The sequence below is a fragment of the Variovorax sp. GW821-FHT09D04 genome (assembly GCF_059416405.1).
This window is the reverse complement of record NZ_JBWKPA010000007.1, coordinates 228,580-252,029: the sequence shown is the minus strand read 5'-3', so window position 1 is coordinate 252,029 and position 23,450 is coordinate 228,580. Positions and strand designations below refer to the sequence as shown.

The following is a 23,450-nucleotide window of genomic DNA, read 5'->3' as shown; positions in this document are numbered from 1 at the left end:
TGCTGTCGTTCTTGTTGTTGCCGTTGTCGTTGTTCAAGCGAGTTCCTGTGTCATGAGGGCGAGCAGGAAGAGCGCGTTCTGGCAGGCGATCACGATGGCGTGGCGCTGCATCAGTTGGCGGGTTCCCTGCACGCGGTCGGCGAGCGCGCGGGCGCTGGGCTGCGGCGGCGGGTCGCGCAGCCCGAGCACCGACAGGGCGTTGTCCATCGCGCCCAGCGAGGCGATCTGGCCGTTGGCCAGGCCTTCGAACAGCGCCTGGTCCAGCCGCAGCCGGAAGGCGAAGTAGCGTTCGAGCACGCCCAGCACCATCACCGCGGCAAAGGCCAGGATGGCGGTGTTCGAGAGCCCGCGCAGCGTGAGCGCCAGCACCAGGGCGGCGATGCAGGTGAGCGCGAAGCCCCAGAGGGCGAGCATGGCCGCCGCGCGCAGCAGGCCGGCCAGGGTGGTGCAGGTGGCGCGTTCGTTGTCAGTCATGGCGGGCAGGTGTTCCAAGGGGTTCGAGTGCGGTACGCCAGGCGGCGTGCAGCACGATCTGCGGGCGGGCGCGGCGCACGGCGTCTTCGGCCTGCGCCAGGCCGTGGTCGCGGCCCAGCCAGGCGATCACGGCGGCGGCGCTGCGCGAGAAGCCCAGCGCGCAGCAGACCCACACGGCCGAACCGTCGGCCGCCGCCGCGCGGCGCTGGCCTTCGATGACGGCCGCGGCGCGGTGCAGGCGCACGGGCGGCGGCACCACCAGGTCGAGCAGCGGCACGCAGCGCGCACGGGCGGGCGGCACGCCGGCCGGCAGCTGCAGCTCGGCGCACAGGCTCACGAGCCGGGGTTGGCCGGCGGCGAGCCATTCGGCCTGCGTGGGGCGACGGCCCAGGCGCAGGCCGGGCACCACCTCGACCGAGGCCGGCAGCTTGCGCGTCCAGAGCCACACATTGAAGGCCGCGGCCAGGCGGTAGGGCGCGAACAGCCAGCGCGCCGCCCAGCCCATGCGGCCGTGGCCGTCCATCTGGAAGCCGCGCGCGCCGAAGCCGAGGTAGTTGAGCGCCACCAGCGCGAGCGCCGCCGCAGGCCAGGCCAGCCACAGCGCCACGCCGCCCGTTGCCAACGCCGCGAACAGGCACAGCGCTGCGCCCACGGCATAGAAGCCCGCGAGCTTCAGCCGCTGCGGATCGCGCGCCAGGCGCCATGCGCGCAGCATCGACACCCGGCGCGCCATCGGCCACAGCCACACGCAGAAGATGCCCAGCAGCGCGCCGGTCGGGATGTCGATGAAGTGGTGCTGCCAGGTCGTGAGCACCGAGGCGCAGATCGCGAAGGCCCACACATGCAGCACGAGCCGCGCCCACAGCGGCCGGATGAAGCGCCGGTACCAGTCCCACAGGATCACGGCCAGCGCGATGTGCAGCGAGGGCGCCTGGTTGTAGGGCTGGTCGAAGCCGCGCAGCGCGTTGAAGAGGAAGGCCGGGGCGCCTTCCACCGGCGGCTGGCCGAAGCTGAAGTGCAGCGGCCAGAGGATGAAGCAGGTGCAGGCGATGAGCGTGGCGCTCACCAGCCGCAGCGCATGCCGGTCGAGCGTGTGGCGGTCGCGCGCCAGGAACAGCGACAGCGCGTAGAAGACGTTGATGGTCCAGTACGGAAAGATCGTCCAGGCCCAGAAAGGCACCTGCCGCTCCCAGTCGAAGGCCATCGAGGGCACGCTGGCGCGCGTGGTGGCCCACCAGTTGGCGAAGCCGTAGGTCGCGTAGAACAGCGGCCCCAGAAACACCAGCCACGCGGCGGCGCGTTTCCACGGCCGGGGCGCGCGCCGGGCGGTCATTGCGCGACGCGCACCGCCAGCGACACCGTGAAGATGCCCCATTCGTCCACCCGCTGGTCGATCTTGCGGAAGCCCGCTTCTTCGACCAGCTGGTCCATCTCGGCTTGCGTGCGCCGGCGCATCACCCAGGCTTCGCCCTGGCGGTGGCTGGTGAGCGCGCGGGCGATCATTTCGAGCTGCGGGTGCCAGGGCTGGCCGGTGTAGACCAGGTAGCCCCGGTCTTCCACCGCGTCGCCCACGCCCGCGAGCGAGCGGCGCACCATTTCGTTGTCGGGGAACAGCTCGTACAGGCCCGACACCACGGCCAGCGTGGGCCGCGGCGTCACGCTCGCCAGGCTGATGCGGTCGAAGGCGTCGGCCTGCACGAACTGGGCGACGTCCTCCAGGCCCTTTTCGGCGATGAGGGCCGTGCCGTCGCGCACGTTGATGTCGCTGTAGTCGCGCAGCAGGATCGAGCTGGCCTTCACCGGGCTGGCCAGCACCGCGTCGAGCACGTAGCGGCCGTGGCCGGCCGCGATGTCCATGAGCCGCACCTCGCGGTGCATCTCGACCAGCCGCTCCATCGCGATGCGCAGCAGCTCCTCGACGTGGATCTTGCGCTGGCGGATGCCGCGCCAGCCGATGGAGTCGAGGTAGGTGCGGTCGACCGAGCGGCCCATTGCGCCCTTGCCCTGCGGCTGGTTGCGGTAGACGTAGTCGAGCGTGCTGCCCGAGTCGAAGCCCGTGGCGTGGCCCAGCGCGATGCCGCTGGACAGCGCGCCGCCCACGCGCAGCCCGCCGCGCGTGATCGCCCAGTAGGCGCCGCGCGGCGACAGAGGTGAGAGCGGTTCGGCCAGCGCGCGCGATTCGTCGGCCGTGTTGCCCTTCAGGTGCGCCTCGCGCAGGTCGACCGGCACGGCCGGCTCGTCGAAGCGCTGCAGGATGAATTCGCGGATCGACGCCACCGCGGGCGCCCGGTCTTTCTCGCCCAGCGTGTCGTGGAAGAAGCCCGGCAGCACCGTCTTCGTCTTCACGGCGCTGCCCAGCCGCTCGAAGAACTGGTGCTGCGGCTTGTGGTGCACCACCCAGTCGGCGCCCGAGATGAGCAGCTGCACCGGCAGCGTGATCGCGTTGGCGTCGGCCACCACGCGGTCGGCCGCCTCGTACAGGCCCAGCAGGATGTTGACGGCGATCGGGCGCGAGATCAGCGGGTCGTTCTTGTAGCTCTCGATGCGCGCGGGGTCGTGCGTGAGGAACTTCGGCTTCACGTAGCTGTTCACGAAGAACAGCCCGCGCAGCTTGTGCATCAGCGCCAGCCCCGGCCGCGCGAACGGCACGTAGAGCTTGACCTTGAAGGCCGGCGAGGCCAGCGTGAGGCCGCGCACCTTGGGCGCGTAGTCGTGTGCCCAGGTGGCGATCAGCACCGCGCCCACGCTCTGCGCGACCACGTGGATGTCGTGCTCGGGCACGCCGTGGGCGGCGGCGATGTGCTGCACGAAGGTCTGCACGTCGCGCACCGAGGTGCCGAAGCTGGGGCTGTAGCCGCGCTGGCCCGGCGACAGGCCGTGGCCGCGCGCGTCCCAGGCGAAGAAGTCGAAGTCGGGCAGGTCCAGCTCGTCCACCAGGTGCGCCATGCGCGCGCCGTGCTCGTGGCCGCGGTGGAACAGCAGCACGGCGCCGCGCCGTGCGCCGCCCGTGGCCGGCCAGTGGCGGTAGAACAGCGATTCGCCGTCGTGCGTGCGGAAGTGGTGTTCGGCGGCGACGCGGGGTGTGGAAAGGGTCATGAAGAAGGGTCTTCTTTATTTATTTGTATGGGGGTGTTTCAGGCGGCAGGCGCCTCGGCCTCGGCCAGGGCGCGGCGGATGCGGTTGACGACCGTCCAGGCCACCAGCGCGGCCAGCAATGGCATCAGCAGGGCGGTCCAGCCCGGCAGCGGCCCGCCGAGGGCGACATACAACCCGAGCGCGCCGAACACGAAGGCCCGGTCGCTCTTGCCCATCGGCCCGTCGTAGCGGCGCGAGGCGCCCACCGTGGGGCCCAGCGCGCCGGCGAACTCGCTCAGCCCGGCCAGCACGATGACCGTGCCGACCCAGAACGGCGCGAACGGCGCCACCAGCGCGAAAGGCAGGTAGAGCGCGGCGTCGGAGACCACGTCCGTGAGTTCGTTGAGGAAGGCGCCCAGCCGGCTTTGCTGGTGGTGTTCGCGCGCCAGCATGCCGTCGATGGCGTTGAAGGCCATGCGCAGGAACATCCAGGCGGGGATCAGGCCGAAGGCCGCCAGCGAGGGCGCGGCGAAGAACAGCCAGAGCCCGAGCCCGACCGACACCGCGCAGGCCGCCAGCGTCACCTGGTTGGCCGTCACGCCCATCGCATGCAGCCGGACCACGAGCGGTCGCAGCAAGGCCTGGAAACGCGGTTTCAGTTCGTAGATGGACACGTTCTGACTTCCCTCTCTTGTTATGTTCTCCAAGCATTCTGCCAGTGTGGCCAGGGACTAAACTTGCCTCCGAAGACCCACCCCCAATGACCATCCAGACCGACGATTTCGCCCCCGCCCCGCAACGCGTGGTGTCCGCCGCCCCCGCCTCGCCCAACGAGGAGGCGATCGAGCGGGCGCTGCGGCCCAAGCTGCTCGACGAGTACGTCGGCCAGGCCAAGGTGCGCGAGCAGCTCGAGATCTTCATCGGCGCCGCGCGCAAGCGCAAAGAGGCGCTCGACCACGTGCTGCTGTTCGGCCCGCCGGGTCTGGGCAAGACCACGCTGTCGCACATCATCGCGGCCGAACTGGGCGTCAACCTGCGCCAGACCTCGGGCCCCGTGCTCGAAAAGCCCAAGGACCTGGCGGCGCTGCTGACCAACCTCGAGCCCAACGACGTGCTCTTCATCGACGAGATTCACCGCCTGAGCCCGGTCGTCGAGGAAATCCTGTACCCCGCGCTGGAGGACTACCAGATCGACATCATGATCGGCGAGGGCCCCGCGGCGCGCAGCATCAAGCTCGACCTGCAGCCCTTCACGCTGGTGGGTGCCACCACCCGCGCCGGCATGCTGACCAACCCGCTGCGCGACCGCTTCGGCATCGTGGCGCGGCTGGAGTTCTACACGCCCGAAGAACTGGCGCTCATCGTGCGCCGCAGCGCGGGCCTGCTCAAGGTCGAGACCGACGCCGCCGGCGGCTTCGAGATCGCGCGCCGCTCGCGCGGCACGCCCCGCATCGCCAACCGCCTGCTGCGCCGCGTGCGCGACTACGCCGAGGTCAAGGGCAACGGCCGCATCACCGAAGACATCGCGCACAAGGCGCTGGCCATGCTCGACGTCGACCCGCAGGGCTTCGACCTCATGGACCGCAAGCTGCTCGAGGCCGTCATCCACCGCTTCGACGGCGGTCCGGTCGGCCTGGACAACGTGGCCGCCAGCATCGGCGAAGAGCGCGACACCATCGAGGACGTGATCGAGCCCTACCTCATCCAGCAGGGCTACCTGCAACGCACGCCGCGCGGGCGCATCGCCACGCTCGCGGCCTACCGCCACCTGGGCGTGGTGCCGCCCTCGGGCCGCGCCGACGGCCCGGACCTGTTCGGCGCCTGAAGAGAAAACCATGCACACCCACGACCTGAGCGCCTGGCAGCACGACCACCATTTCGGCGCCGGCAATGCCGCCGCCGAACGCAGCACCCGCCTCGTGATGTGGATCACCGCCGCGATGATGGTGGTCGAGATCGGTGCCGGCTGGTGGTTCAACTCCATGGCGCTTTTGGCCGACGGCTGGCACATGAGTTCGCACGCGCTGGCCATCGGCCTGAGCGCCTTCGCCTACGCCGCCGCGCGGCGCTACGCCCGCGACCCGCGCTTTGCCTTCGGCACCTGGAAGATCGAGGTGCTCGGCGGCTTCGCGAGCGCGCTGCTGCTGCTCGGCGTCGCCGCGCTCATGGTGGTGGGTTCGCTGGAGCGGCTGTGGTCGCCCGTGGCCATCCACTACCCCGAGGCCATCTCGATCGCGGTGCTGGGCCTGGTGGTGAACCTGGTCTGCGCGCGGCTCTTGGGGCATTCGCACGATCACCACGGCCATGGGCACGGCGACCACGGTCATGACCATCATGACCACGCACACGGCCACGACCTCAACCTGCGCTCCGCCTACCTGCACGTGGTGGCCGACGCCGCCACCTCGGTGCTCGCCATCGCGGCGCTGCTGGGCGGCTGGTTCTACGGCTGGTCCTGGCTCGACCCGGTCATGGGCATCGTCGGTGCCGTGCTCGTCGCCGTCTGGGCCAAGGGCTTGCTGAAGGAGACCGGCAAGGTCCTGCTCGACCGCGAGATGGACCACCCCGTCACCGCCGAAATCCGCGAAGGCGTCGAGACGATGCTGGCCGATTCCGAAACCCGCGTGGCCGATCTGCACGTCTGGCGCGTCGGCCGCGATGCGTACGCCTGCGCGCTCACGGTGGTGACGCATTCGGCCACGCTCACGGCGGACCAGGTGCGGGCGTGCTTCTCGATGCACGAGGAGATCCGGCACTCGACGGTCGAAATCCAGCGCTGCGCTGAGTAGAGGAAGGGTTCCGCTGTTGCAGCCATCTCCTGTCTATCCATGAGAACGATGGCTCCGGCCTGCTTCAGAAATTCACGTGGACCCGTTTGCCGTGAGCGAACGCAAATCGGCGGCGCTGCATGAGCTTCCTTGATGCTTCTTGCGCCAGGACAGGCATCGGAAAAGCGCGCAAGTCACGAAACAGCACCTGGGTCGTTCTCGGCGCCATGTTTCTTTTCAGCCTTTCGGGCTGCAGCGTCCGCAAGGATTCGCCTGAAGAGCGCATCGGCAATTTCCAGTTCCAGTACGTGGACTTCACCGGCTACTTGCGTCCGGCCGATCCCTCGTACCTCATCGTCCGCCATGGCCGCCTTTTCCCGAAGGAGGTGAAGGCGCCTGATGAGACAGGTCGGTTCATCGCGATCGAAGCACGTTTGGCGGGCCCCCATCCAACATGGCTTGTGAGCAGTGCTTCCAATTTCTATGTCCTCAAGGAAGCACCGGATGGTTCGGTCGCGGTCACTCCGCTTCCGACCACTGCAAGGGCGATACCGAACGCATGGATCGCCAACGGAATTGCCACCACCCGACTCGATGCGGGCCGTTGGTTTGTTCACGACGCCAGAACGCACGAGCTGACGAATGGAAGAGCGCCGCCATACACGGGGCGAATTCTCGATGAGCGCTCGCTCCAGATTCAGTTGCTGCCGCTTCAATCGATCAGCGGCGTGGATTTCGACCTGGACCCCATCGTCTCGGTGTCGCCTGACAACAGCACGGCAGCCTGGTTTTCCTATCTGTTCTCCTCAGAGGAAAGAAGAGGAACGCTCACCATCGTGGACAAGGATGGTGAAACGATGCCGGTCACCAAATTGGACCCCCTGCTCTATGACGGTGGGGAGCGCCTTCGCGATGCCTGGACGCCGTGGTTCAACACCTTTGCCAGTTGGCATCGCACGAAGGAGGGCCGCTGGGTCGTCGATATCGACCACGAAAAAGTGGCGGGCCTGGTGGAAAAGCGTCGCCGGGAGAAAGAGGTTGAGGACGCTTGCCGCAAGCGTCAGTTCGAGCAGCCTCTCGAGGTGCGAGAGACCTCCGCGACGGGGCCCGTCGCTGCGGTGGAACCGGTTCTCGACTGCGATCCGGATGCTGGCAAGGACGCATATCGACTTCGCTTGCGCCGCAATGCAACAGATGGTCGCCTTTGATGAGGCGAGCGCGATCTACCCATTTCGAGGAGAGTTCGCATGCCGCACGATCAACATCTGCGCCACGTAATAGGTAGACAACACCCACAGCGACGCCAGCGGCAGCGGCGACACGAACCGGTTGATCGCCAGCAGCGCGTCGCTCAGCATGAAGAAGCAGGCGCCCACCGCCACCCACAGCGCGGCCGGGTCGCTTGAACGCAGCACCGCCGCACGCCCGATAGCCTGGGCCGCCATGCAGGCGATCACCACCACGTAGAAGCCGACCGGAATGCGCAGCGCCACCGGCAGGCCGCCCTGCCACAGGAAGGCGTACATGCCCGCGCCGATCAGCAAGGTGGCCGCCAGCGCGCGCGGGCGCGGGAACAGCCCTACGCCGATGCGGAACAGCGCGATGTACGCCAGGTGCGCGAGCAGGAAGCACACGAGCCCGGGCACGAAGAGGTTCGCCGGTCCCATCAGCAGCACGTCGCCCGCGAGCGAGAAGACCAGGCCGGTCAGCAGCAGCGCATCGAAGCGCGCGATGCCGCCGGGCTGGCGTTGCGCGCGGCGGGCCGCGAAGGCGATGGCGATGGCCAGCGCCAATGGCTTGAAGGCGAGGTGCAGCCAGCCGATGCCCAAGGCCGCGCTCGCCGTGGCCAGCGCAGCGGCCTCGACCAGCAGCACCTCGGTGACCGACAGCCGGTCCTGCAGCACCGCGCCCACGGCCCACAGCCCGGCCGTGAGCGCGGCCAGCCAGACGGCGGCCTGCGGCAGCGGCACGGCGTCGGAGTACCAGAGGAACACCGTCACGCCGGCCAGCAGCGCGAGGAACTGCAGGCCCGCGAACCACTGCACGCCGCGGCTCACCACGGGCTCGTAGCGCGTCACCCTCGCGATGTCGAAAGCCGGCTTGGGGTAGCGCGCCGCCACGTCGGCCGGTCGCCAGCCGGGCGGCTTGAACCACACGCGCAGCTTGTCGGACCAGCGGCGCGCATGCCATGAATCCCTGGCGAGCGCCCAGTAGACCTCGGCGTTGGCCCACAGCGGGTCCCAGCTTTTCAGCTCGCCGCGCGTGCCGTACACGCAGCGCTCGTCCTCCTCGCGGAAGGTGCCGAAGAGGCGGTCCCACACGATCAGCACGCCGCCGTAGTTGCGGTCCAGATACGTGTCGTTCACCGCGTGGTGCACGCGGTGGTTCGAGGGCGAGCAGAACCAGCGGTCGAACCAGCCGAGCTTGCCGACCTGTTCGGTGTGCACCCAGAACTGGTAGAGCAGGTCGATGAGCGCCACCACCACGAACACCAGCGGCGGCACGCCGGCCACGGCCATCGGCAGGTAGAAGAGCCAGCCCAGCAGCGCGCCGCTCGAGGTCTGGCGCAGTGCGGTCGACAGGTTGTAGTGCTGGCTCTGGTGGTGCACCACGTGCGCGGCCCACAGCACGGCCGACTCGTGGCCCATGCGGTGCAGCCAGTAGTAGCAGAAGTCGTAGAACACCAGCGCCAGCAGCCAGCCGTACCAGGTGGTCCAGAACTCGCGCGCCGCCTCTTGCGGAAAGAGCGCCACCGCCGAATACACGGCGGTGTAGATGCCGATGCGCAGCAGCCCCGTGAGCACCGCGCTGATCTGGCTCAGCATGCCCAGCCCGATGCTGTTCACGGCGTCGGCCAGGCGGTAGGTGTCCTGCCCGGTGCCGCGCCGGGCGCGCGCGCGGCCGACCGCGAACTCGATCGCGATCAGCAGAAAGAACACGGGGGACACGAGAACGATGATCTGGCCAGAGCGCATCGTCCGATTGTGGCGTTGCCCCGGTGCCACGCGTCACCGGGATGTCACGGAGTCGCCATCGTGCGGTCACGCGCGGCTGCGAACCTGCCGGACCATGCAACGCGACGACGCTTTCCTTCGCGCCTGGCGCGACACCGCGATCCAGCCTCCCGAGCCGGAGGACGACGATGCGGCGCGTCCGGCGCTGCGCTATCGCACCCTCTGGATCTCCGACCTGCACCTGGGCACGCCCGGCTGCCAGGCCCGGGCGCTGCTCGACTTCCTCAAGTACACCGAGTGCGAGACGCTGTTCCTGGTCGGCGACATCATCGACGGCTGGCAGCTCAAGCGCCACTGGTACTGGCCGCAGGCGCACAACGACGTGATCCAGAAGCTGCTGCGCAAGGCGCGCAAGGGCACGCGCGTGATCTTCATCCCGGGCAACCACGACGAGTTCGCCCGCAAGTACCTCAACCACAACTTCGGCGGCATCGACGTGGCCGACGAGTGGATTCATGAGACGGCCGACGGCCGCAAGCTGTGGATCATCCACGGCGACCTGTTCGACGGCGTGATCCAGTGCGCCAAGTGGCTCGCCTATGTGGGCGACTCGCTCTACGAGTTCACGCTCAAGCTCAACCGCCACCTCAACTCGCTGCGCGCGCGCATGGGGCTGCCGTACTGGTCGCTCTCGAAGTACCTCAAGGGCAAGGTCAAGCGCGCCGTGAGCTACGTGGGCGACTTCGAGAACGCCGTGGCCCGCGAGGCCCGCAACCGCGGCGCGCAGGGCGTGGTGTGCGGCCACATCCACCACGCCGAGATGCGCGACATCGACGGCATCCTGTACTGCAACGACGGCGACTGGGTGGAAAGCCTCACCGCGCTGGCCGAGCATGCCGACGGCACGCTCGAGATCATCGACTGGGCGCAGCACATGCCCGTCGGGACGCAAGCGGTGCCGGCGCGCGAAGCGGTCGCGGCCTGAACGTTCGGCCCTGCACGGGCCCCGACGCAAGAACTGAAGAAAAAAGCGCTCACCGCCGCGGCGGGGCGCCCACGTTCGTCCGATCCGACGATGCCGCGCCGGCGCGCGCGCCGCACACTTGCCGGGTGTGAACCCTGTGAGACAACACCATGGCCTGGACCCTCAGCGCGGCGGAGACCGCGTTTCGCGACGAGGTTCGCGACTTTCTCGCGCGCGAGCTGACGCCTGAGCTGCGCGCCGCAGGGCGCCGCTGCTCTGGCATCTTCACCGACTACGCCGACGGCAACCGCTGGCACCGCGTGCTGGCCCGGCGCGGCTGGAGCGTGCCGCACTGGCCGGTGGAACACGGCGGCACCGGCTGGACGCCGATGCAGCACTACCTCTTCGCGAGCGAGCTGGCCGCGGCCGACGCGCCGCCGCGCGCGCCCATGGGGCCCGGCATGGTCGCGCCGGTGATCATCGCCTTCGGCACCGAGGCGCAGAAGCAGGCCTGGCTGCCCGGCATCCGCTCGGGCGAGGACTACTGGTGCCAGGGCTATTCCGAGCCGCAGTCGGGCTCCGACCTGGCCTCGCTGCAGTGCAAGGCGGTGCGTGACGGCGACGACTACGTCATCAACGGCACCAAGATCTGGACCACCCACGCGCAGTACGCCAACCGCATGTTCTGCCTTGTGCGCACCGCCTCGGGCGGCAAGGCGCAGCAGGGCATCAGCTTCCTGTGCTTCGACATTCCCCAGGCCGGCCTGACCATCCGCCCGATCATCAGCATCTCGGGCGACCACGAGCTCAACCAGGTGTTCTTCGACGACGTGCGCGTGCCCGCCAGCGGCCTCATCGGCGAGGAGAACCAGGGCTGGACGGTGGCCAAGTACCTGCTGCAGCACGAGCGCGGCGGGGCCTGGGCGCCGATGCTGCGCGCGCGCCTGCGCCGGCTGCGTGCCGCGGCCGACAGCGCCTTTGCTGCCGCGGGTGACACCGCCGCCGACGAGGCGCGCGAGATGGCGCTGCGCCTGGCCGAGGTGGATTGCGCCATCGATGCGGTCGAGGCCACCGAGCTGCAGTCGCTGCGCGCCCAGGCGCGCGGCGAGCCGCACGGCATCCGGCCCTCGATGGGCAAGGTGATGGGCTCCGAGCTGCGCCAGCGCCTGACCGAACTCGGCGTGGAGATCGCCGCGCACTACGCGGCGGCCGACCTGCCGCTGGACGACGGCCTGCAGGGCGCGCTGGCCGTGCCCGAGGAGGCGGTGTTCTCGATGTCGGCCTACCTCAACGACCGCGCCGCGTCGATCTACGCCGGCTCCAACGAAGTGCAGCGCAACATCATCGCGGCGCAGCTCCTGCAATCACGCTGAGGTCCGCTTGCCATGACCACCCTCACCGAACAAGACGACACCCTCGCGATGCTGCGCGACAGCCTCGCGCGCTACCTCGACGACCAGCACGGTTTCGAGCAGCGACTTCATGCGCTGGCCGCCGCCGACGACGCACCGCCGCCGTTCTGGCACGGCCTGGCAAGTGACCTCGGCCTGCTGGGCGCGGCCCTGCCCGAAGCGCAGGGCGGGCTGGGCCTCGGCCTGGCCGCCCACCTCGCGCTGCTGCCCACGCTGGGTGGCGCGCTCGCCGCCGAGCCTTACTTGTCCACGCTGGTGATCGGCGCCGGCCTGCTGCAGCGCCATCCGAGCGCGATGGCCGATGCGCTGCTCGCGCGCGTCGTCGCGGGGCAGGCCGTGCTGGCCTTCGCGCACGACGAGCCGCACAGCCGCCACGCACGCGACGACGTGCGCACGACGCTCGTGCGCGAGGCCGACGGGCGGCTGCGGCTCGACGGCCGCAAGGCCGTGGTGCAGGCCGCGCCGTGGGCCAGCCATCTCATCGTCACGGCGCGCAGCGACAAGGGCGTGTCGTTGCTGGTCGTGCCCAAGGACACGTCCGGCGTGCAGCTGCGCGCCTACCGCACGCGCGACGGCGGCCGCGCGGCCGACATCACCTTCGAGGCGGTGCGCCTGAACGCCGACGCACTGCTCGGCGAGGAAGGCGCAGCGCTGCCGCAGATCGAGCAGGCGCTCGACGAGGCCACGCTCGCGGTCTGCGCCGAATCCATCGGCATCCTGCGCCGGCTGATGCGCGACACGCTCGACTACGTGCGCCAGCGCAAGCAGTTCGGCGTGCCGATCTCCAGCTTCCAGGTGCTGCAGCACCGGCTGGCCGACATGCACATGGCGCTCGAACAGGCCGACGCGCTCACCGCCAGCGTGGGCGAGGCACTGGCCGGGGGCGCCGACGCGGCCTCGCGCGCACGTGCCGTGTCCTCCGCCAAGGTCGCGGTCGCCAAGGCCTGCCGCGCCGTGGGGCAGGGCGCGGTGCAGCTGCACGGCGGCATGGGCATGACCGAAGAACTCGCCGTCGGCCATTACGTGCGCCGCGCCACCCTCATCGAAGGCCAGTTCGGCCCGCCCGCGTGGCACCTGCGCCGCGTGGCGCAGCTGCAGCAACAACAACAACCCCTCTCACAGCACTAACCCCATGACAGCACTGGACGACCGCACGCCGGTCATCGTCGGCGTCGGCGAGATCACGCACCGCACCAAGGAGGCCGCCGAAGGCCTCGAACCCATCGAGCTGATGGCGCGCGCCATGCGCGCCGCCGAACAGGACAGCGGCGCCGCCGCGCTGCTGGCCGGCCTCGACTCGCTCGACGTCGTCTGCGAGTACTCGTGGCCCTACACCGACGCGCCCGCGTTGCTCAACGCGCGGCTGGGCTGCAGCCCGGCGCGCAGCGTCTACGGCGTCACCGGCGGCGAAGCGCCGGTGCGCTACATCCATGAGGCCGCGCTGCGCATCGCGCGTGGCGAGAGCCAGGTGGCGGCCATCACCGGCGCCGAGGCGCGCTACACGGTCGATGCCGCCGCCAAGCTCGGCATCGCGCTGGACTGGACCCCGCGCGACGACAGCGTGAAGCTGGTGCGCGGCACCGACATCTGCCACCCCGTGGCGATCCAGCTCGGCGCGGCCATGCCGACCACCATCTACCCCTTCTACGAGAACGCTGCGCTCGCGCACTGGGGCCAGACGCCGCGCCAGGCGCAGGACGAGTCGTCGCGCCTGTGGGCGCGCTACTCCGAGGTGGCCGCCGCCAACCCCTACGCCTGGCTGCGCAAGCCCTTCACGCCCGAAGACATCGCGCGCGTCGATGCGGCCAACCGCCTCATCGCCTGGCCCTACACCAAGCACATGGTGGCCAACCCGCTGGTCAACATGGGCGCGGCCGTGCTGCTCACCAGCGTGGGCCATGCGCGCGCACTCGGCATTCCCGAAGACCGCTGGGTCTACGTGTGGGACGGCGCCGCCGCGCGCGAGCCGCGCGACTATCTGCAGCGCGACCAGTACCACCGCTCGCACGCGCAGGACCTGGTGATGGAAACCGTGCTCGCGCAGGTCGGCGGCGACGCCTCGGCCTTCGAGATGCTGGAGCTGTACAGCTGCTTCCCCATCGTGCCCAAGATGGCGCGCCGCACGCTGGGCCTCGAACCCGAGGCGCGCATGACCTCCACCGGCGGCCTGAGCTTCTTCGGCGCACCGCTCAACGACTACATGACGCACGCCGCCGCCGGCCTGGTGCGCGCACTGCGCGCCGCGCCGAAGGGCAAGGCCGCGCTGCTCTACGGGCAGGGCGAGTACGTCACCAAGCACCACGCGCTGGTCCTGGGCTCCAGCCCGCCGCCGCAAGGGCTGCCGAAGCCCGACTACGACGTGCAGGCCGCCGCCGATGCGCGGCGCGGGCCGGTGCCGCCGCTGGTGCTGCAGTACGCGGGCGCCGCCACGCTGGAGACCTTCACCGTGGTCTACGGCCGCGACGGCCAGCCCTCGCAGGGCATCGTGATCGCGCGCACGCCGGCCGGCGAACGGCTCATGGCGCGCGTCGAGGCCACGGATGCGGCCTCGCTGAAGGTGCTGACCGACCTGGACCGCAGCCCTGTCGGCTGCGGCGGCACGGTGACGGCCGGTGCGGACGATCTCTTGAACTGGAGCGTGTCATGAGTGCAGTGACTGTCGAACGTCTGCCGGGCCACGTCGCCCTCGTCACCATCGACCGCCCCGAGGCGCGCAACGCCGTCAACGGCGATGTGGCCACGGGCCTCGAAGCCGCCGTCGATGCCACCGAGGCCGACGACGACATCCGCGCCGTGGTGCTCACCGGCGCCGGCCGCGAGGCCTTCTGCGCGGGCGCCGACCTGAAGGAAGTGTCGGCCGGGCGCGGCAGCGCGCTGCGCACCGAGCGCGGCGGCTTCGCGGGCTTCGTGTACCGCGAGCGCAGCAAGCCGTGGATCGCCGCCGTCAACGGCAAGGCGCTGGCCGGCGGCACCGAGCTCGTGCTGGCCTGCGACCTCGTCGTGGCCGTGCGGCAGGCCGCCTTCGGGCTGCCCGAGGTGCTGCGCGGGCTGATCGCCGCGGCGGGCGGGCTGTACCGGCTGCCGCGCGCCATTCCGCCGAACATCGCGCTCGAACTGATCCTCACGGCGGGGCAGCTCGATGCCGAGCGCGCGCACGGCTTCGGCCTGGTCAACCGCCTCGTGGCCGATGTCGACGCGCTGCGCGAAGCCGCGCTGGCACTGGCCGCCGAGATCGCGCGCAACGGCCCGGTGGCGGTGCGCCAGAGCCTGCGCGTGGCGCGCGAGGCGAACAGCGGGCTCGACGAGGCCGCGCTGCGCGCCCTCACGCGCGACGCCTTCGAGCGCGTGGCCGCGAGCGAAGACTTCAAGGAAGGCCCGCGCGCCTTTATCGAAAAGCGCGCGCCGCGCTGGACCGGGCGCTGAACCCCAAGAAAGAGACAGCCATGCCCGACAGCGAAGCAGACGACGACATCCTCATCGACCGCAGCCGCGCAGGCATCGCACTGCTCACGCTGAACCGCCCAGCGCGCCTCAACGCGCTGAGCCAGCCCACCGTGCGGCGCCTGTGCGCCGCGCTCGACGCATTGGCGCAGGACGACAGCGTGCGCGTGCTGGTGCTCACCGGCGCGGGTCGCGGCTTCTGCGCCGGCTGGGACCTCACCACGCCGCTCACGCGCCGCGACGACCAGCCGCTCGACGGCGAGCCCTCGGTGGCCGACCTGATGGCGGGGCAGGAGCTGTTCGCCGGCATGGTGCGGCGGCTGCGCGCGCTCGACAAGGTGGTGATCGCCGCCGTCAACGGCGTGGCGGTGGGTGCGGGCTTTGCGCTCACGCTGGGCGCCGACATCCGCGTGGCCGCGCGCTCGGCCTCGTTCCACGTGGGCGCGGTGCGCATCGGCCTCACGGCCGGCGAGTGCGGCATCAGCTACCACCTGCCGCGGCTGGTGGGCGCCTCGCGCGCCTTCGAGCTCATGCTCACGGGCCGCCCCGTGCCGGCCGACGAGGCCGAGCGCATCGGCCTGGTCGCCGCGCTGGTCGACGACGACGCGCTGCTGCCGCGCGCGCTCGCCCTGGCCGCCGACGTGCTGCGCAACAGCCCCTACGCCACGCGCCACACCAAGCAGCTCATGTGGACCAACCTTGAAGCGCCGAGCCTCGACGCCGCGCTCGAGGTCGAGAACCGCGCCCAGGTGCTGGCGCTGAAAACCGAGGATTTCCGCGAAGCCGCCGCCGCCTTCGCGGCCAAGCGCGCACCCGTCTTCACGGGGCGCTGAACCGTCTTTCCGCGCTTTCGTCGCTTCCGACGATGCGACGCCGGCGCCCGCGCGCCAAGATGCCTTCACACAACAGGCCGCCGGGTGCGCGCCAGAGGAGACACACATGGCAGGACCCCTGAAAGGACTTCGGGTCGTCGAGATGGCCGGCATCGGCCCCGGCCCCTTTTGCGCGATGCTGTTCGCCGACATGGGCGCGGAGGTGCTTCGCATCGCGCGCCCCGGCACGCGGCGCGACCCCCACGACATCCTGGCGCGCGGGCGCAGCACCTGGGAGGTCGACCTGCGCGCCCCCGACGCCGCCGCGCCGGTGCTCGACGCCATCGCGCGCGCCGACATCCTCATCGAGGGCTTCCGCCCCGGCGTGATGGAACGCCTGGGCCTGGGCCCGGCCGAATGCCTTGCGCGCAACCCGCGCCTGGTCTACGGCCGCATGACCGGCTGGGGCCAGCACGGCCCGCTGGCGCACGCGGCCGGCCACGACATCAACTACATCGCCATCAGCGGCGCGCTGCACGCCATCGGCCGTTCGGGCGAGGCGCCCGTGCCGCCGCTGAACTACGTGGGCGACTTCGGCGGCGGCGCCATGCTGCTGGCCTTCGGCCTGCTGGCCGCGCTGCACGAGGTGAAAGGCTCGGGCCAGGGCCAGGTGGTCGACGCCGCCATGACCGACGGCGCCGCCCTGCTGTCGGCCATGATGTACGGCTTCAAGTCGGCCGGCCAGTGGAGCAACCAGCGCGGCGAGAACCTGCTCGACGGCGGCGCGCACTTCTACGACACCTACGCCTGCGCCGACGGCAAGTACGTGGCCATCGGTTCCATCGAGCCGCAGTTCTACGCCCTGCTGCGCGAGCGCTGCGGCCTGGTCGACGACCCCGCCTTCGACGCCCAGATGGACGCCGACCGCTGGCCGCTGCTCAAGCTGCGCCTGGCCGACGTGTTCCGCACCCGCACGCGCGACGAGTGGTGCGTGCTGCTCGAAGGCAGCGACGCCTGCTTCGCCCCCGTGCTCGACTGGGACGAGGCGCCGCAGCACCCGCACAACGTGGCGCGCGGCACCTTCGCCACCGTGGGCGGCGTGGTGCAGCCCGCGCCCGCGCCGCGCTTCAGCCGCACCGCGCCGGTCGTGCCGCCGGCCGTGTCGCCCGACGACGGGCCCGCGCTGCTCAAGCGCTGGGGCGCGGCAGCGCCCGTGGCCGAAGCACGCTGACGTCCTTGTGTCCCGGGCATGCGCGTTCGCGCATGCATGGCATTTCCGCACCGCACCGACAGGAGCCTTGTCCATGCCCACCACGCCACCGCCGCTGTACCTCACGCAGGCCCTGCACCGTGCCATGCAGTGCAGCCCGCGCGCCGTCGCCACCGTGTTCCAGGGCCGCACGCGCACGTACGGCGAACTCGGCGAGCGTGTCGCGCGCCTGGCGGGCGGGTTGCGCCGCCTGGGCGTGCAGCCCGGCGACCGCGTGGGCGTGCTCGCGCTCAACGCCGACCGCACGCTGGAGTACTACCTGGCCGTGTGGTGGGCCGGCGGCGTGGTCAACCCGGTCAACACGCGCTGGAGCGTGGCCGAGATGGCGCACTCGCTCGACGACTGCGCGACGCACATCCTGTTCGTCGACGACCAGTTCCTGGCGACGGCGGACGAACTGCGCGCCGCCGCGCGCGCCGTCACCACCTGGGTCTACATGGGCGAGCGCCAGGCGCCCACGGGCATGACCGACTGCGAAGCGCTGGTCCGCGAGAGCGAGCCCGTGCCCGACGCGCTGCGCGGCGGCGACGACCTGGCCGGCGTGTTCTACACCGGCGGCACCACCGGCCGGCCCAAGGGCGTGATGCTCAGCCACGCGGCGCTGGTGATCAATGCGCAGGTGTCGATGCTCGGTGCCTTCTTCGACGACAGCGCGCGGCTGCTGCAGGTGGCGCCGCTCTTTCACCTGGCGGGGCTGTCGTTCCTGCTGCGCGGCGTGCTCATGGGCTGCGCGCAGATCATCCTGCCGGGCTTCTCGGTGGACGGCATGCTCGCCGCCATCGAGCGCGACCGCGCCACCAACCTCATGGCCGTGCCCGCCATGCTGCAGATGCTGGTGGATGACCCGCGCACCGCGCAGGCCGACCTGTCGAGCGTGCGCTTCGTCGGCTACGGCGCCTCGCCGATCACCGAGGCGCTGCTGGAGCGCGCCTTCGCCACCTTCCCGCAGGCCGAGTTCGCGCAGGGCTACGGCATGACCGAGCTGTCGGCCGGCGTGAGCTACCTCACGCGCCACTACCACTCGCCCGAAGGCCGCAAGCTCGGCAAGCTGGCCTCGGCCGGGCAGGCGCTCTCGGGCATCGACCTGCGCGTGTGCGACGGCGACGGTCGCGAGGTGCCGCGCGGCACCGTGGGCGAACTCACGGTGCGCAGCCCGTGCGTGATGCAGGGCTACTGGAACCTGCCCGAGCAGACGGCCGCCGCGCTGCGCGATGGCTGGATGCACACCGGTGACGCGGCCCGCATGGACGACGACGGCTTCGTCTTCATCGTCGACCGCTACAAGGACATGATCGTGAGCGGCGGCGAGAACATCTACTGCGCCGAGGTCGAAGGCGCGCTCGCGCGCCACCCCGCCGTGGCCGCCGCCGCCGTCATCGGCGTGCCCGACGAGCGCTGGGGCGAGGCCGTGCATGCGGTGGTGGTGCGCAAGCCCGGCACCGAAGCGGATGCCGAAGCGCTCATCGCCCATTGCCGCGAACTGATCGCCGGCTACAAGTGCCCGCGCAGCGTCGCGTTCGTCGACGCGCTGCCGATCTCGGGCGCCGGCAAGGTCATGAAGTACCGCCTGCGCGAGCCGCACTGGGCCGGCCACGCACGCCGGGTTGCCTGACAAAAAACCACCAAGGAGACGACACCATGTTCCTCACCCAGCCCCTGCACAAGGGCCGCCGCGAGAAGGCCCGCGAGACCGCCGTGGTCTGCGGCAACCACCGCCTGGACTTCGCGACCCTCACCGACCGCGTGGCGCGCCTGGGCGCCGTGCTGCAGCAGCTCGGCATGGCGCGCGGCGACCGCGTCGGCATGATGAGCCTCAACTCGCACCGCTTTGTCGAGTTCTTCTTCGGCACCTGGTGGGGCGGCGGCGTCATCAATCCGGTGAACATCCGCTGGAACCCGAAGGAGGTCGCCTACTCGCTGGACGACTGCGACACGCGCATCCTGCTGGTGGACGACCTGTTCGCGCCCATGGCCGGCGAGCTGCGCAAGCTCTCGACGTCGCTGCGCACCGTGGTGTACTGCGGCGACGGTCCCGTGCCCGAGGGCATGGTCGGCTACGAGGCGCTGCTGGCCGATGCGCAGCCCATCGACGACGCCCCGCACAGCGCCGACGAGCTGGCCGCCATCATGTACACCGGCGGCACCACCGGCCGGCCCAAGGGCGTGATGCTCACGCACGGCAGCCTCTACATCAACGCGCTGAGCTCGGTGGCCGCGGTGCCGCGCGAGACGCGCAACGCCGCCGTGGTCATCGCCGTGCCCATGTTCCACGTGGCCGGTTGCGGGCTCTCGCTGCAGAGCATCCTGCGGCTGGTGCCGCAGCACGTGGTGCCGATGTTCGACGAGGTGGCGATCCTGCAGGCCATCCAGGCCGCGCGCGCCACCGAGATGTTCCTCGTGCCCACCATGATCAAGCGCGTGATCGAGCACCCGCGCTTTGCCGAGTTCGACCTGTCGAGCCTGCAGATGCTGCTGTACGGTGCCGCGCCCATCGACGTGGCGCTGCTCGAGCAGGCCATGGCCGCGCTGCCCGCCACCAGCTTCTCGCAGGCCTACGGCATGACCGAGCTGTCGCCCACCGTGGCCGTGCTGATGCCGCACTTCCACCTGCCCGGGCCCGACCGCAACCGCCTGCTGCGCGCGGCCGGCACCCCGGTGCCCGTGGCCGAGATCCGCATCGTCGACGGCGAGGACAACGAGCTGCCTCCCGGCCAGGTCGGCGAGATCGTCGCGCGCGGCCCGATGGTCATGAAGGGCTACTGGAACAAGCCCGCCGAGACCGAGGCCGCGCTGCGCGGCGGCTGGATGCACACCGGCGACGGCGGCTACATGGACGAGCACGGCCTGCTGTTCGTGGTCGACCGCATGAAGGACATGATCGTGAGCGGCGGCGAGAACGTGTACTCGGCCGAGGTCGAGAACGCCATCGCCCAGATGCCGCAGGTGCTCATGTCCGCCGTCATCGGCGTGCCTGACGACAAGTGGGGCGAGCGCGTGCATGCGGTGATCGTGCTGCGCGAGGGCACGCCGCTCACGGCCGACGACGTCATCGCGCATTGCCGCGACCAGATCGCCAACTACAAGTGCCCGCGCAGCGTGGAGTTCCGCGATGCGCTGCCGCTGTCGGCCGCCGGCAAGCTGCAGAAATTCCAATTGCGCGAACCTTTCTGGGCGGGTAAAGAACGCCGCGTTGGCTGAACCCCATTCCCCCATTTCAAGACACTGAAGGACACCCCATGCCCATCGATTTCCGCCGCTCGTGGAGCGACGAAGAACTGGAGCTGTACCGCGACAACGTCGTGCGTTTCGTCGAGACCGAAGTCGTGCCCCACGACGAAGAGGCGCGCAAGCGCGGCCACGTCGGCCACGAGGTGTGGCGCAAGGCCGGCGCGCTCGGCCTGCTGTGTTCCGACATTCCCGAGGCCTACGGCGGCGCGGGCGGCGACTTCCGCCACGAGGCCGTGTTCTACGAAGAGAAGGCGCGCCGCGCGCTCAGCGGCATGGCCAGCTCGGTGCACACCATCGTGGCGCACTACTTCCTGAACCACGGCACCGAGGAACAGAAGCAACGCTACCTGCCGCGCATGGCGCGCGGCGAGCTGGTCGGCGCCATCGCCATGACCGAGCCCGGCGCCGGCTCCGACCTGCAGGGCGTGCGCACGCGCGCCGAGAAGCAGCCCGACGGCAGCTACCGCATCCGCGGCTCCAAGACCTTCATCACCAACGGCTTTCTCGCGGGCGTGGTGCTGGTCGTGGCCAAGACCGACCCGACGCAGGGCGCCAAGGGCACCTCCATCCTCATCGTCGAGACCGAGGGCTGCGAGGGCTACCGCGTGGGCCGCGTGCTCGACAAGATCGGCATGAAGGCGCAGGACACCTCCGAGCTGTTCTTCGACGACGTGCACGTGCCGGCCGACGCGCTGCTCGGCGGCCAGGAAGGGCAGGGCTTCTTCCAGCTCATGAGCGACCTGCCGTACGAGCGCACCATCATCGGCGTGAACGCGCTGGCCACCATGGAAGGCGCCTACCAGGCCACGCTCGACTACGTGCGCGACCGCAAGGCCTTCGGCAAGCCGATCGCCGAGTTCCAGAACACCAAGTTCAAGCTGGCCGAGATCGCCACGCAGATCAAGGTCGGCCGCGCCTTCATCGACCGCTGCGTGGAAGACCTCGTGGCCGGCAAGCTCGACACCGCCACCGCCTCCATGGCCAAGCTCTGGGCCTCCGAGACGCAGGGCCGCGTGGTCGACGAATGCCTGCAGCTCTTTGGCGGTTACGGCTTCATGACCGAGTACATGGTCGCGCGCATGTACGCCGACGGGCGCGTGCAGCGCATCTACGGCGGCACCAACGAGATCATGAAAGAAGTGATCTCGCGCGCGCTGTGACGGCGATGAACGAGGTGCTGCAGGTCGAGCGGCGCGGCGAGGTCGCCTGGCTCACGCTGAACCGCCCCGAGCGTCTGAACGCGCTCGACCCGATGCTGGTGCGCGCGCTGCGCGACTACTTCGAGGGCCTCAGTGCGCGCAGCCCCGAGCGCGTGGTCGTGCTGCAGGGCGCGGGCCGCGCCTTCTGCGCCGGGCTCGACCTGAAGGAGCAGGTGGGCGGGGAAGACCTCGGCGTGGCCGACATGCTCGAACAGCAGAAGGGCATCCGCGACATCATGCTCGCCATGCGCCGCTGCCCGCAGCCCATCGTCAGCGTGGTGCAGGGCGCGGCCAGCGGCGGCGGTTTTGCGCTCGCGCTGGCCTCCGACGTGCGCCTGGCCACGCCCGACGCGCGCATGAACGCCGCTTTCATCCGCATCGGCCTGTCGGCCTGCGACGTGGGCGTGAGCTACTTCCTGCCGCGCATGGTGGGCAGCTCGGTCGCGGCCGAGTACATGCTCACCGGCCGCTTCATGGACGCGCAGCGCGCCTACGCACTGGGCCTCGTGAGCCGCGTCGACGTGCTGCCCGCGCTGCAGGCCGAGGCGCAGGCGCTGGCCGACGACATGCTCAACGCGACGCCCGTGGCGCTGCGCCTGACCAAGGAGGCGCTGGGCATCGCCGTGGATGCCGGCAGCATGGAAGCGGTCGTCGCCATGGAAGACCGCAACCAGGTGCTGTGCACCCAGACCCGCGATTTCCGCGAAGGCATGACCGCCTTCCTCGAGAAGCGCGCGCCCGTCTACACGGGGCGCTGAGCTTCATTCCCGAACTTCAACGGACCGCACACAAGGATTCCCATGACCCTCGACGACCTGATGTTCAAGCCTGGCCTGCTGGCCGGCCGCCGCTACCTCGTGACCGGCGGCGGCAGCGGCCTGGGCCGCGTGATGAGCGAGGCGCTGCTGCTGCTCGGCGCCCACGTCTACATCTGCGGGCGCCGCGCGCCCGTGCTCGAAGAAACGGCAGCCGAGCTGATGCACCTGCACGGCGGGCGCGTGACGCCCAAGACCTGCGACATCCGCCACGACACGCAGATCACCGAGATGCTCGATGAAATCTGGGCCGACGGCGGCGCGCTCGACGGCCTCGTCAACAACGCCGCGGGCAACTTCGTGAGCCGCACCGAAGACCTGTCGCCGCGCGCCTTCGACGCCATCTCGAGCATCGTCTTTCGCGGCAGCTTCTGCATGACGCTCGAATGCGGCAAGCGCTGGCTGGCCGAAGGCAAGGCCGCGTCGGTGCTGTCGATCCTCACCACCTGGGTGTGGAACGGCTCGCCCTTCACCGTGCCCTCGGCCATGTCGAAGGCCGGGCTGCACGCCATGACGCAATCGCTCGCGGTCGAGTGGGCCGGGCGCGGCATCCGCTTCAACGCCATCGCGCCGGGCCTGTTCCCCACCGAGGGCATGAGCGCGCGGCTGAACCCCGGCGGCGGCGAGCACAAGGCCGAGCGCAACCCGATGGAGCGCAACGGCCGCATGCCCGAGCTGGCCAACCTCGCGGCCTACCTGCTCGGCCCGGGCTCGGAGTACGTCAACGGCCAGACCATCGCCATCGACGGCGCGCAGTTCCAGGCCACGGGCGGGAATTTCTCGCGCATGTCGCAATGGCAGGACGAAGACTGGCAGCGCGCGCGCGAACACATCGCGGGGCGCGACGCGCAGGACAAGCGGCAGCGGCTGGCGGCCTGAAGCGCAGCAACCTAGGGAAAAACTCCAGCGTCAGGATTCCAAAGTATCGGAACAAGCACCGACGAGATCACAAAGAACGACCCCTCTTTCCAGAATTTAACGACCGTTAACCGGCCTGTGCGCGATGTCTTCACGATATGGCGTCACCGGCAGGGCAAC

General features: G+C 70.3%; 20 protein-coding genes. 15 read left to right on the top strand and 5 right to left on the bottom strand.

Going from position 1 to position 23,450, the window contains the following annotated elements; all coding sequences use genetic code 11:
* Window positions 1-33: 33 nt before the first annotated feature.
* From AC07O4_RS22065 to AC07O4_RS22050, 4 genes are read right to left on the bottom strand one after another with little or no spacing between them, the layout of a single operon-like run.
* Window positions 34-474: a hypothetical protein gene (locus AC07O4_RS22065; protein ID WP_447747280.1), complete on the bottom strand. Its 441-nt coding sequence runs from the start codon at window positions 472-474 to the stop codon at window positions 34-36.
* A complete protein-coding gene (locus AC07O4_RS22060; protein ID WP_495305675.1) occupies window positions 467-1,807 on the bottom strand; it encodes a phosphatase PAP2/dual specificity phosphatase family protein in 1,341 nt (446 codons plus the stop codon). Before AC07O4_RS22060 ends, AC07O4_RS22065 begins: the two co-directional genes overlap by 8 nt.
* A complete protein-coding gene (locus tag AC07O4_RS22055; RefSeq protein WP_495305674.1) occupies window positions 1,804-3,570 on the bottom strand; it encodes a bifunctional alpha/beta hydrolase/class I SAM-dependent methyltransferase in 1,767 nt (588 codons plus the stop codon). The genes AC07O4_RS22060 and AC07O4_RS22055 overlap by 4 nt, the downstream gene beginning before the upstream one ends.
* 38 nt (window positions 3,571-3,608) lie before the next feature.
* Window positions 3,609-4,223 (bottom strand): CDP-alcohol phosphatidyltransferase family protein, encoded by a 615-nt coding sequence (locus AC07O4_RS22050; RefSeq protein ID WP_095947964.1) that lies wholly within the window; start codon window positions 4,221-4,223, stop codon window positions 3,609-3,611.
* A gap of 86 nt (window positions 4,224-4,309) precedes the next feature.
* Here AC07O4_RS22050 and ruvB point away from each other — a divergent pair, with 86 nt between their 5' ends.
* The 3 genes from ruvB (at window position 4,310) to AC07O4_RS22035 (ending at window position 7,525) form a co-directional block, all read left to right on the top strand.
* A complete protein-coding gene (ruvB, locus tag AC07O4_RS22045; protein ID WP_062482092.1) occupies window positions 4,310-5,374 on the top strand; it encodes a Holliday junction branch migration DNA helicase RuvB in 1,065 nt (354 codons plus the stop codon).
* A 10-nt stretch (window positions 5,375-5,384) separates the two neighbouring features.
* Entirely contained in the window at window positions 5,385-6,338 is a 954-nt protein-coding gene (dmeF, locus tag AC07O4_RS22040) for a CDF family Co(II)/Ni(II) efflux transporter DmeF (protein ID WP_495305673.1), read from the top strand.
* 119 nt (window positions 6,339-6,457) lie between these two features.
* Window positions 6,458-7,525 (top strand): hypothetical protein, encoded by a 1,068-nt coding sequence (locus AC07O4_RS22035; RefSeq protein WP_495305672.1) that lies wholly within the window; start codon window positions 6,458-6,460, stop codon window positions 7,523-7,525.
* A gap of 15 nt (window positions 7,526-7,540) precedes the next feature.
* Here the strand turns inward: AC07O4_RS22035 and AC07O4_RS22030 are convergent, their stop codons facing one another.
* Window positions 7,541-9,292, bottom strand: coding sequence for a lysoplasmalogenase family protein (locus tag AC07O4_RS22030; RefSeq protein ID WP_495305671.1), 1,752 nt, complete (start codon window positions 9,290-9,292; stop codon window positions 7,541-7,543).
* A gap of 94 nt (window positions 9,293-9,386) precedes the next feature.
* Between AC07O4_RS22030 and AC07O4_RS22025 the strand changes: the two genes are divergently transcribed.
* The 12 genes from AC07O4_RS22025 to AC07O4_RS21970 all read left to right on the top strand — a co-directional run bounded on the left by AC07O4_RS22025 (window position 9,387) and on the right by AC07O4_RS21970 (window position 23,291).
* Entirely contained in the window at window positions 9,387-10,256 is an 870-nt protein-coding gene (locus AC07O4_RS22025) for a UDP-2,3-diacylglucosamine diphosphatase (protein ID WP_101490432.1), read from the top strand.
* Between the two features lie 149 nt (window positions 10,257-10,405).
* Window positions 10,406-11,608 (top strand): acyl-CoA dehydrogenase family protein, encoded by a 1,203-nt coding sequence (locus tag AC07O4_RS22020; protein WP_495305670.1) that lies wholly within the window; start codon window positions 10,406-10,408, stop codon window positions 11,606-11,608.
* A 12-nt stretch (window positions 11,609-11,620) separates the two neighbouring features.
* Window positions 11,621-12,775: an acyl-CoA dehydrogenase family protein gene (locus AC07O4_RS22015; RefSeq protein ID WP_495305669.1), complete on the top strand. Its 1,155-nt coding sequence runs from the start codon at window positions 11,621-11,623 to the stop codon at window positions 12,773-12,775.
* 4 nt (window positions 12,776-12,779) lie between these two features.
* Entirely contained in the window at window positions 12,780-14,294 is a 1,515-nt protein-coding gene (locus tag AC07O4_RS22010) for an acetyl-CoA acetyltransferase (RefSeq protein ID WP_495305668.1), read from the top strand.
* Window positions 14,291-15,070, top strand: coding sequence for an enoyl-CoA hydratase-related protein (locus tag AC07O4_RS22005; RefSeq protein ID WP_070062833.1), 780 nt, complete (start codon window positions 14,291-14,293; stop codon window positions 15,068-15,070). The genes AC07O4_RS22010 and AC07O4_RS22005 overlap by 4 nt, the downstream gene beginning before the upstream one ends.
* A gap of 20 nt (window positions 15,071-15,090) precedes the next feature.
* Window positions 15,091-15,921: an enoyl-CoA hydratase/isomerase family protein gene (locus tag AC07O4_RS22000; protein WP_495305667.1), complete on the top strand. Its 831-nt coding sequence runs from the start codon at window positions 15,091-15,093 to the stop codon at window positions 15,919-15,921.
* 106 nt (window positions 15,922-16,027) lie between these two features.
* The gene (locus tag AC07O4_RS21995; RefSeq protein WP_369645254.1) at window positions 16,028-17,131 is read left to right on the top strand and encodes a CaiB/BaiF CoA transferase family protein; all 1,104 of its coding nucleotides are present in this window, start codon (window positions 16,028-16,030) and stop codon (window positions 17,129-17,131) included.
* A gap of 73 nt (window positions 17,132-17,204) precedes the next feature.
* On the top strand, window positions 17,205-18,782 hold the full coding sequence (locus tag AC07O4_RS21990) for an acyl-CoA synthetase (RefSeq protein WP_495305666.1): 1,578 nt from the start codon (window positions 17,205-17,207) through the stop codon (window positions 18,780-18,782).
* Between the two features lie 26 nt (window positions 18,783-18,808).
* A complete protein-coding gene (locus AC07O4_RS21985; protein ID WP_495305665.1) occupies window positions 18,809-20,368 on the top strand; it encodes a long-chain-fatty-acid--CoA ligase in 1,560 nt (519 codons plus the stop codon).
* A gap of 38 nt (window positions 20,369-20,406) precedes the next feature.
* A complete protein-coding gene (locus AC07O4_RS21980; RefSeq protein ID WP_307638055.1) occupies window positions 20,407-21,558 on the top strand; it encodes an acyl-CoA dehydrogenase family protein in 1,152 nt (383 codons plus the stop codon).
* Between the two features lie 5 nt (window positions 21,559-21,563).
* Window positions 21,564-22,355, top strand: coding sequence for an enoyl-CoA hydratase/isomerase family protein (locus AC07O4_RS21975; RefSeq protein WP_495305664.1), 792 nt, complete (start codon window positions 21,564-21,566; stop codon window positions 22,353-22,355).
* Between the two features lie 42 nt (window positions 22,356-22,397).
* A complete protein-coding gene (locus AC07O4_RS21970) occupies window positions 22,398-23,291 on the top strand; it encodes an SDR family oxidoreductase (protein ID WP_062478185.1) in 894 nt (297 codons plus the stop codon).
* Window positions 23,292-23,450 lie beyond the last annotated feature (159 nt).